The 15,817-nt window shown below is 66.9% G+C and carries 17 protein-coding genes; 16 read left to right on the top strand and 1 reads right to left on the bottom strand.

Features of this window, described 5'->3' with window-relative positions:
* Positions 1-50: 50 nt before the first annotated feature.
* The 9 genes from rpoE to recO all read left to right on the top strand — a co-directional run bounded on the left by rpoE (position 51) and on the right by recO (position 8,703).
* On the top strand, positions 51-671 hold the full coding sequence (gene rpoE / locus ACEPA4_RS14765; protein WP_005418256.1) for an RNA polymerase sigma factor RpoE: 621 nt from the start codon (positions 51-53) through the stop codon (positions 669-671).
* The gene (locus tag ACEPA4_RS14760) at positions 668-1,549 is read left to right on the top strand and encodes a sigma-E factor negative regulatory protein (RefSeq protein ID WP_065179471.1); all 882 of its coding nucleotides are present in this window, start codon (positions 668-670) and stop codon (positions 1,547-1,549) included. The genes rpoE and ACEPA4_RS14760 overlap by 4 nt, the downstream gene beginning before the upstream one ends.
* A gap of 74 nt (positions 1,550-1,623) precedes the next feature.
* Positions 1,624-3,156: a DegQ family serine endoprotease gene (locus ACEPA4_RS14755; protein WP_065185459.1), complete on the top strand. Its 1,533-nt coding sequence runs from the start codon at positions 1,624-1,626 to the stop codon at positions 3,154-3,156.
* Positions 3,157-3,338: 182 nt separating this feature from the next.
* Entirely contained in the window at positions 3,339-5,132 is a 1,794-nt protein-coding gene (gene lepA / locus ACEPA4_RS14750; protein ID WP_005418237.1) for a translation elongation factor 4, read from the top strand.
* A 54-nt stretch (positions 5,133-5,186) separates the two neighbouring features.
* Positions 5,187-5,981 (top strand): signal peptidase I, encoded by a 795-nt coding sequence (gene lepB / locus ACEPA4_RS14745; RefSeq protein ID WP_005418234.1) that lies wholly within the window; start codon positions 5,187-5,189, stop codon positions 5,979-5,981.
* 37 nt (positions 5,982-6,018) lie between these two features.
* Complete coding sequence (locus ACEPA4_RS14740) at positions 6,019-6,402, top strand: DUF4845 domain-containing protein (RefSeq protein ID WP_014038086.1); 384 nt, start codon at positions 6,019-6,021, stop codon at positions 6,400-6,402.
* The gene (gene rnc, locus ACEPA4_RS14735; protein WP_005418230.1) at positions 6,392-7,072 is read left to right on the top strand and encodes a ribonuclease III; all 681 of its coding nucleotides are present in this window, start codon (positions 6,392-6,394) and stop codon (positions 7,070-7,072) included. The genes ACEPA4_RS14740 and rnc overlap by 11 nt, the downstream gene beginning before the upstream one ends.
* On the top strand, positions 7,069-7,965 hold the full coding sequence (gene era / locus ACEPA4_RS14730) for a GTPase Era (protein ID WP_005410599.1): 897 nt from the start codon (positions 7,069-7,071) through the stop codon (positions 7,963-7,965). Before rnc ends, era begins: the two co-directional genes overlap by 4 nt.
* An 18-nt stretch (positions 7,966-7,983) precedes the next feature.
* On the top strand, positions 7,984-8,703 hold the full coding sequence (gene recO / locus ACEPA4_RS14725) for a DNA repair protein RecO (RefSeq protein WP_053499700.1): 720 nt from the start codon (positions 7,984-7,986) through the stop codon (positions 8,701-8,703).
* Positions 8,704-9,378: 675 nt separating this feature from the next.
* Here recO and ACEPA4_RS14720 read toward each other — a convergent pair.
* A complete protein-coding gene (locus ACEPA4_RS14720) occupies positions 9,379-10,107 on the bottom strand; it encodes a response regulator (RefSeq protein ID WP_005418228.1) in 729 nt (242 codons plus the stop codon).
* A gap of 127 nt (positions 10,108-10,234) precedes the next feature.
* On the opposite strand from ACEPA4_RS14720, the gene rlmD reads away from it, so the two are divergent.
* The 7 genes from rlmD (at position 10,235) to ACEPA4_RS14685 (ending at position 15,738) form a co-directional block, all read left to right on the top strand.
* Complete coding sequence (rlmD, locus tag ACEPA4_RS14715) at positions 10,235-11,569, top strand: 23S rRNA (uracil(1939)-C(5))-methyltransferase RlmD (protein ID WP_139727483.1); 1,335 nt, start codon at positions 10,235-10,237, stop codon at positions 11,567-11,569.
* A 34-nt stretch (positions 11,570-11,603) separates the two neighbouring features.
* Entirely contained in the window at positions 11,604-12,089 is a 486-nt protein-coding gene (locus ACEPA4_RS14710; protein ID WP_053500339.1) for a CYTH domain-containing protein, read from the top strand.
* A gap of 113 nt (positions 12,090-12,202) precedes the next feature.
* The gene (locus ACEPA4_RS14705) at positions 12,203-12,889 is read left to right on the top strand and encodes a DsbA family oxidoreductase (RefSeq protein ID WP_139727481.1); all 687 of its coding nucleotides are present in this window, start codon (positions 12,203-12,205) and stop codon (positions 12,887-12,889) included.
* Between the two features lie 164 nt (positions 12,890-13,053).
* Positions 13,054-14,061 (top strand): beta-N-acetylhexosaminidase, encoded by a 1,008-nt coding sequence (gene nagZ / locus ACEPA4_RS14700; protein WP_139727479.1) that lies wholly within the window; start codon positions 13,054-13,056, stop codon positions 14,059-14,061.
* Entirely contained in the window at positions 14,061-14,615 is a 555-nt protein-coding gene (locus ACEPA4_RS14695) for a hypoxanthine-guanine phosphoribosyltransferase (RefSeq protein WP_005418223.1), read from the top strand. The genes nagZ and ACEPA4_RS14695 overlap by 1 nt, the downstream gene beginning before the upstream one ends.
* 81 nt (positions 14,616-14,696) lie before the next feature.
* A complete protein-coding gene (locus ACEPA4_RS14690) occupies positions 14,697-15,443 on the top strand; it encodes an S-methyl-5'-thioinosine phosphorylase (protein ID WP_005418222.1) in 747 nt (248 codons plus the stop codon).
* Between the two features lie 88 nt (positions 15,444-15,531).
* Positions 15,532-15,738, top strand: a complete 207-nt coding sequence (locus tag ACEPA4_RS14685; RefSeq protein ID WP_005410590.1) for a cold-shock protein — start codon at positions 15,532-15,534, stop codon at positions 15,736-15,738.
* Positions 15,739-15,817: the final 79 nt, after the last annotated feature.

Raw genomic sequence — 15,817 nt, 5'->3', positions numbered from 1 at the left:
GGCAGTCTCATTGCCCGACGTCGGTTGGGCTGACAGGAGTGCGGCCCCTCATGGCCGAGGTTGATACACCACAGGAGCTGGATCTGGAACTGGTCCGGCGCGTGCAGCACGGCGAGAGTGCCGCCTTCGATGTCCTGGTGCGCAAGTACCAGCATCGGGTGGTGGCCCTCGTCGGTCGCTACATCGCCGACTGGAGCGAATGTCAGGACGTCGCCCAGGACACTTTCATCCGTGCCTACCGCGCGATCGGGAGTTTCCGTGGCGATGCCCAGTTCTCAACCTGGTTGCATCGAATCGCCGTGAATACCGCCAAAAACTACCTGGCTTCACACAATCGACGGCCGCCGACCGATGACATCGACATCGGCGATGCCGAACAGTTCGACAGTGGTACGCGCCTGCGTGACACCGACACGCCCGAACGCGAGTTGATGCGCCAGGAGCTGGAACAGACGGTGATGAAGGCCGTCAACGCGCTGCCGGAAGAACTCCGGTCAGCGATCACCCTGCGCGAGGTGGAAGGCCTGAGCTACGAGGATATCGCGCAGAAGATGGGGTGCCCGATCGGCACGGTGCGTTCACGGATCTTCCGGGCGCGCGAGGCGATCGACACCGAACTCCGGCCGCTGCTGGACATCGGCAGCGCCACCCGTGAGAAGAGCCGCGTATGACCAGTAACCCGTTCAACGAATCGCAGAACCATCAATCGCCCGCCGGGCAGCGCCTGGACCAGCGCCATCGCGAGCAGCTGTCGGCCCTGGTCGATGGCGAGCTGGGCGCCGATGAAGCGCGTTTCCTGCTGCGCCGGATGGAGCACGACCCCGAGCTGGCCGGTTGCCAGGAGCGCTGGCAGCTGCTGGGCGACGTGATGCGCGGGCAGGCGTCGGCACTGGCTCCGGCCGGGTTCAGTGCCGCCGTGGCTGCCGCCATCGCGGCCGAGCCGACGCCGCAGGCCGAGCCGCGTCGCCAGGTACGTCGCAGTGGCTGGCGGGCCTGGGGCGGCGGCGCGGCTCTGGCCGCATCGGTTGCTGCGGTCGCCCTGTTCATGGGGGGCGAGAAGCTGAAGGAGGCCACTCCCGGCGAGCCATTGGCCCCCCAGGTGATCGCCAGCCAGGCGGAACTGCCGCCGGCGCCGACCTCGCCGGCCCCGGTGACTGAAGCATCGGTGGATACCGCCGCGATGGCCGTGGCGGCGGCGCCGGCTGTGGCGATGGCTGCTACCAGCCGTCGCCAGGACGCCCGCCGCGCCAGTGCAACCCGCAGCCAGCAGGCCGCGCGTGCCGCCCAGCGCGATGACGCTCCGCAGCGCGCCATCGCCGCCGTGCAGGCACCGCTGGCTCCGACCGTACCGGCCAACGCCAACCGCAACCTGCCATTCGGCGAGGTCGGCGGGCTGCAGGCCCGGCCGTGGCCGCGCTCCAGCCTGGCGCCGACCGCAGGTGGCGCGCTCAATGCCAGTTTCCCGGCCCGCGCCGGCGGTGCCGCGTTCTACCCGTTCGAGCCGCGCCTGCAGGACGACCTGCCGGTGCCGCCGCGCCCGCGCGACTGAGCCGGGCGCCTTCACGCCCCGCCGTCGGCGGGGCCCGTATTCCTCTTTCCATCCGACCCGGAGGTTGCCGTCCGATGACTCCCCGACTTCGCACGCAGGCCATTGGCCTGCTGGCTCTGACCCTTCCCCTGGTGGCCTGCGCGCAGGCGCCGGCGCCTGCCGCCCCGGCCCAGCCTGCGCCGGCCGCGGCGCCGCGGGCGCCTGCACAACCGCTGGTCAGCGGCCTGCCCGACTTCACCAACCTGGTCGAACAGGTCGGCCCGGGCGTGGTCAACGTCGACACCACCATCGTCCGCAACAACCGCCAGGCCTCGCGCGGCCCGATGGGCGACGATGACATGCCCGAGTTCTTCCGCCGCTTCTTCGGCCCTGACTTCCCGATGCCGGGGCAGGGGCCGGGTGGGCAGGATGGCGGTCCCAGCATCAAGGGGCGTGGCATGGGATCGGGCTTCATCATCTCGCCCGATGGCTATGTACTGACCAACTACCACGTGGTGGCCGACGCCAGCGAGGTGAAGGTCAAACTGGGCGACAGCCGCGAGTTCACCGCCAAGGTGGTGGGCAGCGACCAGCAGTACGACGTGGCCCTGCTCAAGATCGATGGCAAGAACCTGCCCACCGTGCGCGTGGGTGATTCCAACACCCTGAAGCCGGGCCAATGGGTTGTCGCGATCGGCTCGCCGTTCGGCCTCGACCATTCCGTTACCGCCGGCGTGGTCAGCGCCGTCGGTCGCAGTACGGGGGGGCCTGACCAGCGCTACGTGCCGTTCATCCAGACCGACGTGGCGATCAACCAGGGCAATTCCGGCGGTCCGCTGCTGAACACCCGCGGCGAAGTGGTCGGCATCAACTCGCAGATCTTCTCGGCCTCCGGCGGCTACATGGGCATCAGCTTCGCGATCCCGATCGACCTGGCGATGAGCGCGGTCGAGCAGATCAAGAAGAGCGGCAAGGTCACCCGCGGCCAGCTCGGCGCGGTGGTCGAACCGATCGATTCGCTGAAGGCGCAGGGACTGGGCCTGCCGGACAGCCGCGGCGCGCTGGTCAACCAGATCGTGGCCGGCAGTGCGGCCGCCAAGGCCGGCGTGCAGGTGGGCGATGTCATCCGCTCGGTCAACGGCAGCGCGGTCAACAGCTGGTCCGACCTGCCGCCGCTGATCGGTGCGATGGCGCCGGGCAGCAAGGTGAACCTGGTGGTTTACCGCGACGGCAAGCCGCATGAGCTCAGTGCCACGCTGACCGCACTGAGCGAGGACGGGCAGGGCAATGCCCGCGGGCCGTCGGCTGGCGCTGGCGAGGCGGCTCCGCAGACCGGTGCCAACGCCCTGCTGGGGCTGGACGTCAGCGACCTGAACGCGGCCCAGCGCAAGCAGCTGGGGCTCAACGGCAATGAAGGCGTGCGCATCACCGGGGTCAAGGGCCAGGCAGCACGCGATGCCGGCCTGTCGCCGGGCATGGTGATCCTGCAGGTCGGCCGCACTGCGGTCGGCAGCGTGGATGCCCTGAACCGGGCGTTGTCCAGCTTCAAGAAGGACGACGTGGTGATGCTGCTGGTCCGCACGGCCAACGGCAACAGCGCCTTCGTGGCGGTGAAGGCCGGCCAGTAAGGCCCCTGCCAGGGCCGCTTCGGCGGCGCCGGCGCCGCCCCCGAAGCCCCGCCCCGGCGGGGCTTCGTCCGTTCTGGACCCGGTCCGATGAGGCAGTTTTCGCGGCCGGGCGCCGGGCGTGCGATAATCGACCGTTACCCTGACGACGCCGCGCGCCGCCGCCACCTATGTCTTCTGATTCGATGCGGAACATCCGCAACTTCTCCATCATCGCCCATGTCGACCACGGCAAGTCCACGCTGGCCGACCGCATCATCCAGCTCTGTGGTGGCCTGCAGGCCCGCGAGATGGAAGCGCAGGTGCTCGACTCCAATCCCATCGAGCGCGAGCGTGGCATCACGATCAAGGCGCAATCGGTGTCACTGCCGTACTTGGCCAAGGACGGGCAGACCTATCACCTGAACTTCATCGACACCCCCGGCCACGTCGACTTCTCCTATGAAGTCAGCCGCTCGCTGGCCGCCTGCGAAGGCGCGCTGCTGGTGGTCGATGCGGCGCAGGGCGTGGAAGCGCAGTCGGTGGCCAACTGCTATACCGCAGTGGAGCAGGGCCTGGAAGTGGTGCCGGTGATCAACAAGATCGACCTGCCCACCGCCGACATCGAGCGCGCCAAGGCCGAGATCGAGGCCGTGATCGGCATCGACGCCTCCGACGCCGTGCCGGTCAGTGCCAAGACCGGCCTCAACGTGCAGGACGTGCTGGAGGCGATCGTCCATCGCATCCCGCCGCCGGTGCCGCGCGACACCGACAAGCTGCAGGCGCTGATCATCGACTCGTGGTTCGACAACTACCTGGGCGTGGTCTCGCTGGTGCGCGTGATGCAGGGCGAGATCAAGGCCGGTGACAAGCTGCAGGTGATGTCGACCGGCCGCAACCACCAGGTCGACAACGTCGGCGTGTTCACTCCCAAGCGCAAGGTGCTGCCGGCGCTGCGTGCCGGTGAAGTGGGCTGGGTCACCGCCAGCATCAAGGACGTGCATGGTGCGCCGGTCGGCGACACCCTCACCCTGGCCGGCGATCCGGCGCCGAAGCCGCTGCCGGGCTTCCAGGAAATGCAGCCGCGCGTGTTCGCCGGCCTGTTCCCGGTCGATGCCGAAGACTATCCGGACCTGCGCGAAGCGCTGGACAAGCTGCGCCTGAACGATGCCGCGCTGCGTTTCGAGCCGGAAAGCTCCGAAGCGATGGGCTTCGGCTTCCGCTGCGGCTTCCTGGGCATGCTGCACATGGAGATCGTGCAGGAGCGCCTGGAACGCGAATACAACCTGGACCTGATCAGCACCGCGCCGACGGTGGTGTATGAGGTCCTGAAGACCGACGGCTCGGTCATCAACATGGACAACCCGGCCAAGCTGCCGCCGGTGAACCAGGTCGAGGAGATCCGCGAGCCGATCATCCGCGCCAACGTGCTCACTCCCGAGGAGTACATCGGCAACATCATCAAGCTGTGCGAAGAAAAGCGCGGAAGCCAGATCGGCATCAACTACCTGGGCAGCCAGGTGCAGATCAGCTACGAGCTGCCGATGGCCGAGGTGGTACTGGACTTCTTCGACAAGCTCAAGTCGGTCAGCCGTGGCTATGCCTCGCTGGATTACCACTTCGTGCGCTTCGACGCGGGCCCGTTCGTGCGCGTTGACGTGCTGATCAACGGTGACAAGGTCGACGCACTGTCGCTGATCGTGCACCGCAGCCACGCCGACCGCCGCGGCCGCGAGCTGTGCGAGAAGATGAAGGACCTGATCCCCCGCCAGATGTTCGACGTGGCCATCCAGGCTGCCGTCGGCTCGCAGATCATCGCCCGCACCACGGTCAAGGCGATGCGCAAGAACGTGCTGGCCAAGTGCTATGGTGGCGACGTCTCGCGCAAGAAGAAGCTTCTGGAAAAGCAGAAGGAAGGCAAGAAGCGCATGAAGCAGGTCGGCCGCGTGGAGATCCCGCAGGAAGCGTTCCTGGCCGTGCTGCAGATGGACAACAAGTAAGCCCGCACCGGCCTCGCGGGGCCGGTCGTCTGGTGACGTTGCAAAGGACCCTGAATGAAACTGTTTGAGATCCTCCTGGTCGTGCTGACCCTGGCCTCGGGCCTGATCCTGCTCGCCGACAAGCTGTACCTCGCCAAGCGCCGCGCCCAGCGCGCGGGCCTGCTCGACACCGAGCCGGTGCTGGTGGACTACTCGCGTGCATTCTTCCCGGTGCTGGCGATCGTGCTGATCGTGCGCAGTTTCATCGCCGAGCCGTACAAGATCCCGTCCAGCTCGATGATGCCGAACCTGCTGATCGGCGATTTCATCCTGGTCAACAAGTTTTCCTACGGCCTGCGCCTGCCGATCAGCAACACCAAGATCGTCCCCTTCGGCGAGCCGTCGCGCGGCGACGTGGTGGTGTTCCACTTCCCCGGCCACAGCGACAACGATCCGGCCAAGGGCGAGAACTTCATCAAGCGCGTGATCGGCGTGCCGGGTGACACCGTGGTCTTCGAAGGCGACGGCGTGATCCTCAATGGCGAACCGCTGAAGTACGACAACAAGGGCATCTATGCCGGGCACAAGGGCCAGGGCGAGGGCGCCAACCTGCTGGTCGAGCACCTGCCGGGCCGTACCCATACCGTGCTGGAGACCGACTATCCGCGTGGCCAGGGCCAGTGGACCGTACCGGCCGGCAAGTACCTGGTGATGGGCGACAATCGTGACAATAGCGACGATGGCCGCTTCTGGGGCCTGCTGCCGGAAGAAAACCTGCGCGGCAAGGCCTTCCTGATCTGGCTGAACTGCCAGGGCTGGTTCTGCAAGGATGGCTTCGAGCCGTCGCGGATCGGCTCGAGCATCAACTGAGTACCTTCACATCCAACGCGTATCTGGGGAGAACGCAATGAAGACGATGAACACGCAGCGTGGCATGACCCTGACCTCGTTCCTGGCGGTCCTGATCGTGGTGGGTTTCTTCCTTTACATCGGCATGAAGCTGTTCCCGATGTACCAGGAGTATTACGCGGTGCGCTCGGCGATGAAGAGCCTGGCCAAGGAGCCGGGCGTGGGCAGCATGGAGCCGGCCCGGATCCAGGATCTGTTCTTCAAGCGCCTGTACATCAATTACTCGGAAAACGTGAAGCCGGCCAACGTGAAGTTCGACCGTCGCGACAATGGCTGGACCCTCAAGGTCAACTACGAAGTGCGCCGTCCGCTGGTCGGCAACCTGGACGTGGTTGGCAAATTCGATTCATCCCAGGACCTGACTCGAAGCGGTGCCGAATAAACCTTTCCAACGTGGTGACCTGATCGGTCATCCCTTCCGCGACCCGGCGCTGCTCAAGCAGGCGCTGACGCATCGTAGCGCCGGTGCGCCACACAACGAGCGCCTGGAATTCCTGGGCGACAGCATCGTCAACATGATGGCGGCCGAGGCGTTGTACCGACGCTGGCCCAAGGCTGACGAGGGCGCGATGACCCGTGCCCGCGCCGAACTGGTGCGTGAGGGCGCGCTGGCGGTGATTGGACGTAGCCTGGAGCTGGGCGAGCGGCTGATCCTGGGCCCGGGCGAAATGAAGTCCGGTGGCCACCGTCGTGATTCGATCCTGGCCGACGCGGTGGAAGCCGTGGTGGCTGCGATCTACCTGGATGCCGGTTTCGAGGCCTGCCGGGCGGTGGTACTGCCCTGGTTCAGCGCTTCGATCGAGGCACTGCCGGCCTCCGGCCGGCCCGAGAAGGACCCCAAGACCCGCCTGCAGGAATGGCTGCAGGCCCGACAGAAGGCGTTGCCGCAGTATGAACTGGTGTCAGAATCCGGTGACGACCACGCCAAGCATTTCCGGGTACGCTGCAACGTAGCCGACCCGGCCGCCAGCACCGAGGGCGAAGGCGCCTCGCGGCGGCTTGCCGAACAACAGGCGGCTGCGGCCGTCCTAGAACAACTGGATTCCAAGTGAGCGAACAAACTCCCCATCATTGCGGCAGCGTGGCCGTCATCGGCCGCCCGAACGTGGGCAAGTCGACCCTGACCAATGCTCTGGTCGGCGCCAAGGTCAGCATCGTCTCCAACCGTCCGCAGACCACGCGCCATCGCCTGCTGGGCATCGCCACCTATCCGGAAGGCCAGCTGGTGCTGGTCGACACCCCCGGCCTGCACAAGGTGCAGAAGCGGGCGATGAACCGGGTGATGAACCGCGCCGCGCGTGGCTCGCTGGAAGGCGTCGATGCCGGCCTGCTGGTGATCGAAGCCGGTCGCTGGGATGAAGAGGACAGCCTGGCGTTCAACGTGCTGCGCGACGCCGGCATCCCGGTGGTGCTGGTGGTCAACAAGATCGATCGCCTGAAGGAAAAGGGCGCGTTGCTGCCGTTCCTGCAGCAGGTGACCGAGGGTCGCGACTTCGCCGCCGTGCATCCGATCTCCGCGCAGAAGCGCAATGGCCTGGAAGCGCTGGTGCGCGACGTGCTGAAGCTGCTGCCGGAAGCCCCGCCGATGTTCGGCGAGGATGAGATCACCGACCGCAGCCAGCGTTTCCTGGCCGGTGAACTGGTGCGTGAGCAGCTGATGCGCCAGCTCGGCGAGGAACTGCCCTACGCCACCACTGTCGAGATCGAGCGCTTCACCGAGGACGGCAACCTGCTGCGCATCGGTGCGGTGATCTGGGTCGAGCGTGAAGGCCAGAAGGCCATCGTGATCGGCAAGGGCGGCGCCCGCCTGAAGGAGATCGGCGCCAAGTCCCGCCTGCAGATGGAGCGTCTGTTCGGGGCCAAGGTGTTCCTGGAAACCTGGGTGCGCGTGCGTGAAGGCTGGTCCGACGACGAGGCCGCGCTGAAGGCCTTCGGTTACGAGTAAGGCGTTGTAGTCGCTTCGATGATGATCGAGGACGACACCGGCTTCGTGCTGCACGCACGGGCCTACCGCGAGACCAGCCTGCTGGTCGAAGTGTTGAGCGCACAGCATGGCCGTATTGGGCTGCTTGCGCGTGGCGTGTCCACTGCCAAGGGCCAGGTGCTGCGCGCCGCCCTGCAGCCGTTGCAGTGGATCCGCTTCAGTGCCCAGCAGCGGGGGGAACTGGCCCAGCTGCGTAGCGCCGAGGCGCTGGATGCCGCGCCACGCCTGGTCGGGCAGGCCATGCTGGCCGGTTTCTACCTGAGCGAACTGACCCTGCGCCTGGCCCCGCGCCAGGACCCGCTGCCGGAGCTGTACCTCGCCTACGGCGAGGCGCGTGCGCGGCTGGCGGTGGGCGCTGGCCTGGCCTGGACCCTGCGCCGTTTCGAACGCGAGCTGCTGTCTGCGCTGGGCCTGGGTTTCGAGCTGGACAGTGCCAGCGATGGCCAGCCGATCGATCCGGCGGCGCGCTACGAACTGGACCCGCAGGAGGGTGCGCAGCGCCTGCTGAGCGAGCGCGGCGGGGAGCGCCGGGCAGCCGCCACCGGGTCGGCGCTGTTGGCGCTGGCGGCTGACGAAGAGCCGGATGCCGCCGATCTGGCCAGCCTGCGCCTGCCGATGCGGCGGGTGCTGGCCCATCACCTGGGGCCGCGCGGCCTGAAGTCCTGGGAAATGCTCGAGCAGCTGGCGCCCCGCAGGTAGGAGGTGTTGAGCAGGGCTTGCAGCCCTGCACCTGCCGAGGCCAAAGCAACAGCAACAGCGTGCATTCCGTGGGATGGCGGGGTGGGTCCGGTTGAGAGGGGCGCTGCAAGTACCCCTCCGGGGCCCGGCCCAGCCGCCAGCGGCTGTGCGTTCGGGCGCTTGCGAAGCAGTGCTTCGCAAACAAAGCGCCCTCACCCATGTAAGCTCGGTCGCCGCTTGCTCGTGTGCGCTGTCCTGCGCACACGGCAAGACCGGGGTTGGGCGTCCTGCCCAACCCGCCCGAGGCATGCCTCGGGCCCATGCGGCTCACGCCCCCTCAACCGGCCCCACCCCGCCTTCGACAGATTCTTGCGAGCTGTCGGACATGCCGACGGGGTCAGATCCGTTTTCTTTCGGAAAACGGATCTGACCCCAGTTTGAATTTCGATATCTGACAGATGTGTCGACCAAGGTCGACACCTACCAACAGCCGAGTGAACCTGTCGAAGGCGGGGCGGTATCGGAGGGCGGGGTGTCAGCCGCATGGATGCGGCTGCCAAGCCCCCATGGACGGGTTTACGGCGTCCCCGCACTCCGATACCGCCCCGCCAACCCACGGGATGCCAGCTTTTGCTTTTGCTGTTGCCTTGGCTTGAAGCATCTGCGGGTGCAGGGCGCAGCCCTGCCGAGCAACCCTCAGTGCAGCAGGGCAGCCACCGCGTCGCGGAACCCCGCCTGGGCCTGCCCGGACTCGGGCGCATGATGCAGCTGGCGCACCGCCCGTCCCAACCGTGCCGCCCCCACGAAGCCACAGCTGGCCTGCAATCGGTGCAACTGGCTGCGCAACTGGCGCTCGTCGTGCTGGTCGACCGCCTGCTCGACCGCGTCGCGCACGCCCGGCAACTCGGCCAGGAACAGTTCGCGCAGTGCGATCAGGTGGTTGCGCTGGCCATTGAGCGCTGCCAGGGCTGCGGTCTCGTCCCAGTCCTGTACGGCCAGTTCGACCGCGGCCGGGGCCTGTGCCACGAAGATCCCCGCCGGGCTGTTGACCAGCGCTCGGCGCACGGCCTTCAGCAGCTGGTCGCGGCCCAGTGGCTTGACCAGGGTGTCGCTGAAACCAGCTTCGCGCAGGCGGGCGTGAATGGAGGCATCGCCGTCGGCGGTATGTGCCAGCGCCGGCGTGTCGGGATGTGAACGGCGCAACTCACGCAACAGCTGCGCGCCATTGCCGTCCGGCAGGTTGACGTCGATCAGCCACAGGTCATGCGAGCCGGGCTCGGCACTGGCCAGGGCACTGGCCAGCGAATCTGCGGTGTCCACATCCGCCGGTAACGTTTCCAACGCCGCCTTGAAAAAACCGCGGCTGATGATGTCGTCCTCGACAAGCAGGAAGCGGGGCCGTGCGGCCCGCGGGGTCATCTGCATCAGGGCTGCCTCCATGTCAGCTGTCCCAATCATCAAGCACGGCGGCCACGGGCGCAAGCGGGTCCGGACCCCATCGGTCAGGATCTGCGACAATACGCCCCCATTTTTGCCCGCAGCCTGTTGCCACGTGGCCCGATCCCGCTCCCGCACCGACCGTACCCCGTTCCAGACCGAGATCCTCGACCTCAGCCATGATGGTCGCGGTGTCGCCCGCCGTGAAGGCGAGGGCGGCAAGGTCACCTTCGTCAGCGGCGCCCTGCCCGGCGAGATGGTGATGGCTGAACAGACTGCCCGCAGCCGCCATTTCGACGAGGCGCGCACCCTGGAAGTGCTGCAGGCCTCGCCGCAGCGGGTGACCCCCAAGTGCCCCCATTTCGGTACCTGCGCCGGCTGCGTGCTGCAGCACCTGGACGAAGACCAGCAGATCGTCGCCAAGCAGCGCGTGCTGATGGATAACCTGGAGCGGATTGGCCATGTGAAGCCGGGCACCGTGCTTGCGCCGCTGATCGGCGAGAGCTGGGGCTACCGCCGCAAGGGCCGCTTCTCGGTGCGCCGGGTCGAGAAGAAGGACAAGACCCTGGTTGGCTTCCGTGAACAGGATCCGCGTTTCGTCGCCGACCTCAGCCAGTGCCTGACCGTGATTCCGGAGATCGGCACCAAGGTCGAGGCGTTGTCCACCTTCATCGAAACGCTCGATGGCAAGCGTGACATCCCTCAGATCGAATTCATCGCCGGTGACCAGGCCGTGGTCCTGACCGTGCGCCACCTGCAGCCACTCAGCGATGCCGACCGCGCGGCCTGGGCCGCCTTCGGCCAGCAGCATGGCTTCGTGATCTACCTGCAGTCCGGTGGCGTGGACACCGTGCAGCCGCTGGACGGGCAGGGCGTGGCGCTGTCGTTCCGGCTGGCGCCGTGGGATGTCGAGCTGGCGTTCCGCCCGCTGGATTTCATCCAGGTCAACGCCAAGCTCAACGAGAAGATGATCGCCCACGCCCTGGACCTGCTGCAGCCGGGTGAGGACGAGCGCGTGCTGGACCTGTTCTGCGGCCTGGGCAACTTCACCCTGCCGTTGGCCCGCCGTGTGCGTGAAGTGGTGGGTGTGGAAGGCGATGCCGGCCTCGTCGCGCGTGCGCGTGAGAACGCGGAGCGCAACGGCCTGGCGAACGCGCAGTTCTTCAGCGCCGACCTGACCCAGGACCAGCGCAGCACGGCGTGGATGCGCCAGGGCTTCGACAAGCTGCTGCTGGATCCGCCGCGCTCGGGCGCGATCGAAGTGCTGCAGCAGCTGCCGCTGAAGCAGTTCAAGCGCATCGTCTACGTCAGCTGCCACCCGGGCTCGCTGGCGCGCGATGCCGGCTATCTGGTCAACGAACAGGGCTTCACCCTGGTCAGCGCCGGTGCCATGGACATGTTCCCGCACACCGCGCACGTGGAAAGCATCGCGGTATTCGAAAAGCGCTGAGCAGCTGTCATCACCCGTGGCGCATAATTGCGCCATGGGCATCGAAATCGAACGCAAATTCCTGGTCAGCAGCGATGGCTGGCGCACCGCCGCGCATCGGGTGATCCCGATGGCGCAGGGCTACATCAACGACATGGGCGCGCTCGACCGCGGCACCCAGAACGCCTCGGTGCGCGTACGCATCGAAGGCGACCACGCCGCGCTGAACCTGAAGTCGCGCACCCTCGGCCATACCCGGCAGGAGTTCGACTACCCGATCCCGGTGGAGGACGCGCGCGCACTGCTGGCGCTGTGTGTCGGCGGCCTGATCGACAAGCGCCGCCATCTGGTCGAACACGCCGGCCTGACCTGGGAAGTGGACGAATTCCTCGGTGACAACGCCGGTCTGGTGGTGGCCGAAGTCGAACTGGAAAGCGCCGATCAGGCCATCGACCTGCCGGACTGGGTCGGCGCCGAAGTGACCGATGACGCCCGCTACTACAACGTTGCCCTGGCCAGCCGCCCGTATTCACAGTGGTGAACCCCCAAAAAGGGGACGGAGGGGATTAAGTCGTCTTTACCCCGCCTGTGCGGAAAGCGACTTAATCCCCTCCGTCCCCTTTTATCGAGGAAGGCGGTCCCCATGTCGTGGACATGAGAATCGACATCTACTCCGACGTGGTCTGCCCCTGGTGCTGGATCGGCAAGCATCGTTTCCAGCAGGGCGTGCAGTTGCTGGGCGCCAATGCGCCTGAACTCGATATCCACTGGCAGCCGTTCCAGCTGGACCCGGATGCGGACGACACCCCGGTGCCGCTGCGCGAGGCCTATGCGCGCAAGTTCGGGGGCGTCGAGCGCACCGAGCAGATCCTCGGCCAGACCCAGACCACCGCGCGCGCGGAGGGGCTGTCGATGGATTTCAACCAGGGCCAGGTGCGGGTGACCACACTGCCGGCGCATCGGGTGTTGTGGCTGGCCGGCCAGCATGGCGTGCAGGATGCGGTGGGTGAAGCGCTGTTCCGCGCCCACTTCGAACATGGCCAGAACCTGGCCGACAACGCTGTACTGGTGAAGGCCGGCGTGGCGGGCGGCCTGGACGGTGGTGAAATCGCGCAGATGCTGACCTCCGACCGCGGCCTGGCCGAGGTCGAAGCCAAGCTGGCGCAGGCCCATGCACTGGGCATTTCTTCGGTGCCGACCTTCGTGATCGATGGGAAGTGGGCGATTTCCGGGGCGCAGCCACCCGAGGCGTTCGCCCAGGCCCTGCGGCAGATCGCGGCAGAACAGGGCGCCCCGGCTGACGGCGACGAGGCCTGCGGCCCGGACAGCTGCAAGGTCTGACCGGCTCCTCAAAAGGGGACGGAGGGGATTAAGACGTATCCAACCCCTTGGGGCCGATTGCGCCTTAATCCCCTCCGTCCCCTTTTTCTGACCACTGCGCCTGTCGGCCGGTTCTGCGACAATGCGGCACTGCGCCATGCGGGCGCGCGTTGTGGAGATCGACCATGCTGCTGATCGGCGTTGCCGGCACCGAACTGACCGCCCAGGAACGTGACTGGCTGCAGCACGACGCCGTGGCCGGAGTAGTGCTGTTCAAGCGCAACTTCGCCTCGCGCCAGCAGGTGACCGATCTGAGCGCGGCCATCCGTGCCGCTGCCCCGCGCCCGCAGCTGATCTGCGTGGACCAGGAAGGCGGCCGTGTGCAGCGCTTCCGCGAGGGTTACAGCGATCTTCCGCCGCTGCAGGACATTGGTGCCCTGTACGCCACCGACCCGCAGCAGGCCCTGGCGCTGGCCGAGCAGCACGCCTGGCTGATGGCCAGTGAAGTCCGCGCCAGCGGCCTGGATCTCAGCTTCGCCCCGGTGGTCGACCTTGGCCGCGGCAACCGCGCCATCGGCAACCGCGCCTTCAGTGAAGACCCGCAGGTCGTGGCCGCGTTCACTGCAGCCTATGTGCGCGGCATGCACGCGGTCGGCATGGCCGCCACGCTCAAGCATTTTCCTGGTCACGGCACCGTGCTGGAAGACACCCACGTCGATACCGCGATCGATCCACGCGCGCTGGACGAACTGCGCGCGCAGGACCTGGTGCCGTTCCAGGCCGGCATCGCCGCCGGTGCCGATGCGGTGATGATGGCGCACGTGATCTATCCGCAGGTGGCAGCGGAGCCCGCCGGCTATTCCCCACGCTGGATCCAGGACGTCCTGCGCGGCGAACTCGGCTTCCGCGGCGTGGTGTTCTCCGATGACATCGGCATGGCCGCCTCGCACAGCGCCGGCGGCGTGCCGGCACGCGTGCACGCGCACCTGGACGCCGGTTGCGACGTGGTGCTGGTCTGCCATCCGGAACTGGTCGATGAAGCCCTGCATGCGGTGCAGGGACGTTCCCTCAATACTGCTGCGCTGCTGGGCCTGCTCGGCCGCGGCGCGCTCGGCTGGGACGGCCTGCTGGCCGATGCCCGCCATGGCGACACCCAATCCCGTCTGCTTGAAACCCTTGGAAGAACCGTCTGATGCCCAACCTCACCATTTCCCAGGCCCTGGCCCAGGCTGACCTGCTGGTCGACCGCCCCACCATCGACAAGGCCATCGCTGCTATCGCCGACGCCATCGCGCGCGATTACAAGGGCGAGGTGCCGTTGTTCCTGTCGATCATGCATGGTGCGCTGCCGTTCGCCGGCCAGCTGGCGCTGGAACTGGGCGCGCGCGGCCAGGACGTGCAGTTCGATTACCTGCACGCCACCCGCTACCGCGGCGAAACCACCGGCGGTGACCTGGTCTGGAAACACAAGCCGGCCACCTCGCTGTTCGGCCGCCGCGTGCTGCTGGTCGACGACATCCTCGACGAGGGCTACACCCTGCAGGGCGTTCGCACCTGGTGCCTGGAACAGGGCGCGACCGATGTGCGCATCGCTGCGATGACCGTGAAGAAGCACGACCGTGCGCTGCCCGATGTGACCGCCGATTACGCGGGCATCGAGCTGCCGGACCGCTACGTGTTCGGCTTCGGCATGGACGTCAACGAGACCCTGCGCTGCGTGCCGGCCATCTACGCAATGAAGGAATAACGGCGCGGCCGCCCGCAGCGCGTTTTTTCCATCGCCGGCATCCTCGGGTGCCGGCGTTCGTCTTTTCATGGAGTGCTTCCAATGCAACAGATCGCCCTGGCCGTGATCGGCGGTACCGGTGTCTACAACCTGGCCAAGCTTGACGACGTGCAGACCCACGAGGTCGACACCCGCTTCGGCCGCCCATCGGGCCCGGTGCGCGTGGGCACGCTGCTCGGCCATCGCGTGGCGTTCCTGGCGCGGCATGGCGAGGGGCATTCGCTGCCGCCGCACAAGATCAACTACCGCGCCAACCTGGCTGCGCTGCAGCAGTTGGGCGCGCAGCGGGTGCTGGCATTGAACACCGTGGGTGGCATCACCGAGAACTTCGGTCCGCGCGTGCTCGCCTGCCCGGACCAGATCATCGACTACACCTGGGGCCGCATCAGCACGATCTGTGAAGAAGAAGGCTCCGACGTGGTCCACGTCGATTTCGGCCATCCGTACACGCCGATGCTGCGCAGCAAGATCCTGGCGGCAGCCAAAGTGACCGGTGTCACGGTCCATGACGGTGGCTGCTATGGCGCAACGCAGGGCCCGCGCCTGGAAACCATCGCCGAAATCGCCCGCATGCGCCGCGACGGTTGCGATCTGGTGGGCATGACCGGCATGCCGGAAGCCGCACTGGCGCGGGAGCTGGGGCTGGATTATGCCTGCCTGGCGATCATCGCCAACTGGGCCGCCGGCTGCGGTGATGGCGAGGAGATTACGATGGCCGAAGTGCTGGCCAATGTGCAGGCGGCCAGCAACGGACTTCCGGAACTGGTGGGCGAATTGGCGCGGGGGTGATTGTCTTCCCCGAGCAAGCTTTGCATACTCAGCTTGTGCGCGGGTTCAGCGTACACCACCCATTCATTGCATAAGGTCTCGCATCACCATGCCGAACGGTACCGTCAAGTGGTTCAACGACGCCAAGGGATTTGGCTTCATCTCGCCGGAGGATGGCAGCGCCGACGTGTTCGCGCACTTCTCCGCCATCAACTCCAAGGGCTTCCGCAGCCTGCAGGAAGGCCAGCGTGTCACCTATGACGTGACCCAGGGCCCGAAGGGCGCCCAGGCTTCGAACATCACGCCGGCCGAGTGATCCACTCGACAGTGCGTTGAAAACCCCGCTCCGGCGGGGTTTTTTTTGCCCTGCGACAAGAATTGCGCTGCCGTGGGCG

The sequence above is a fragment of the Stenotrophomonas sp. P2112 genome (assembly GCF_041897515.1).
GTDB classification, from domain to species: Bacteria; Pseudomonadota; Gammaproteobacteria; order Xanthomonadales; family Xanthomonadaceae; genus Stenotrophomonas; species Stenotrophomonas sepilia.
This window is presented reverse-complemented; position numbering and strand designations above follow the sequence as displayed.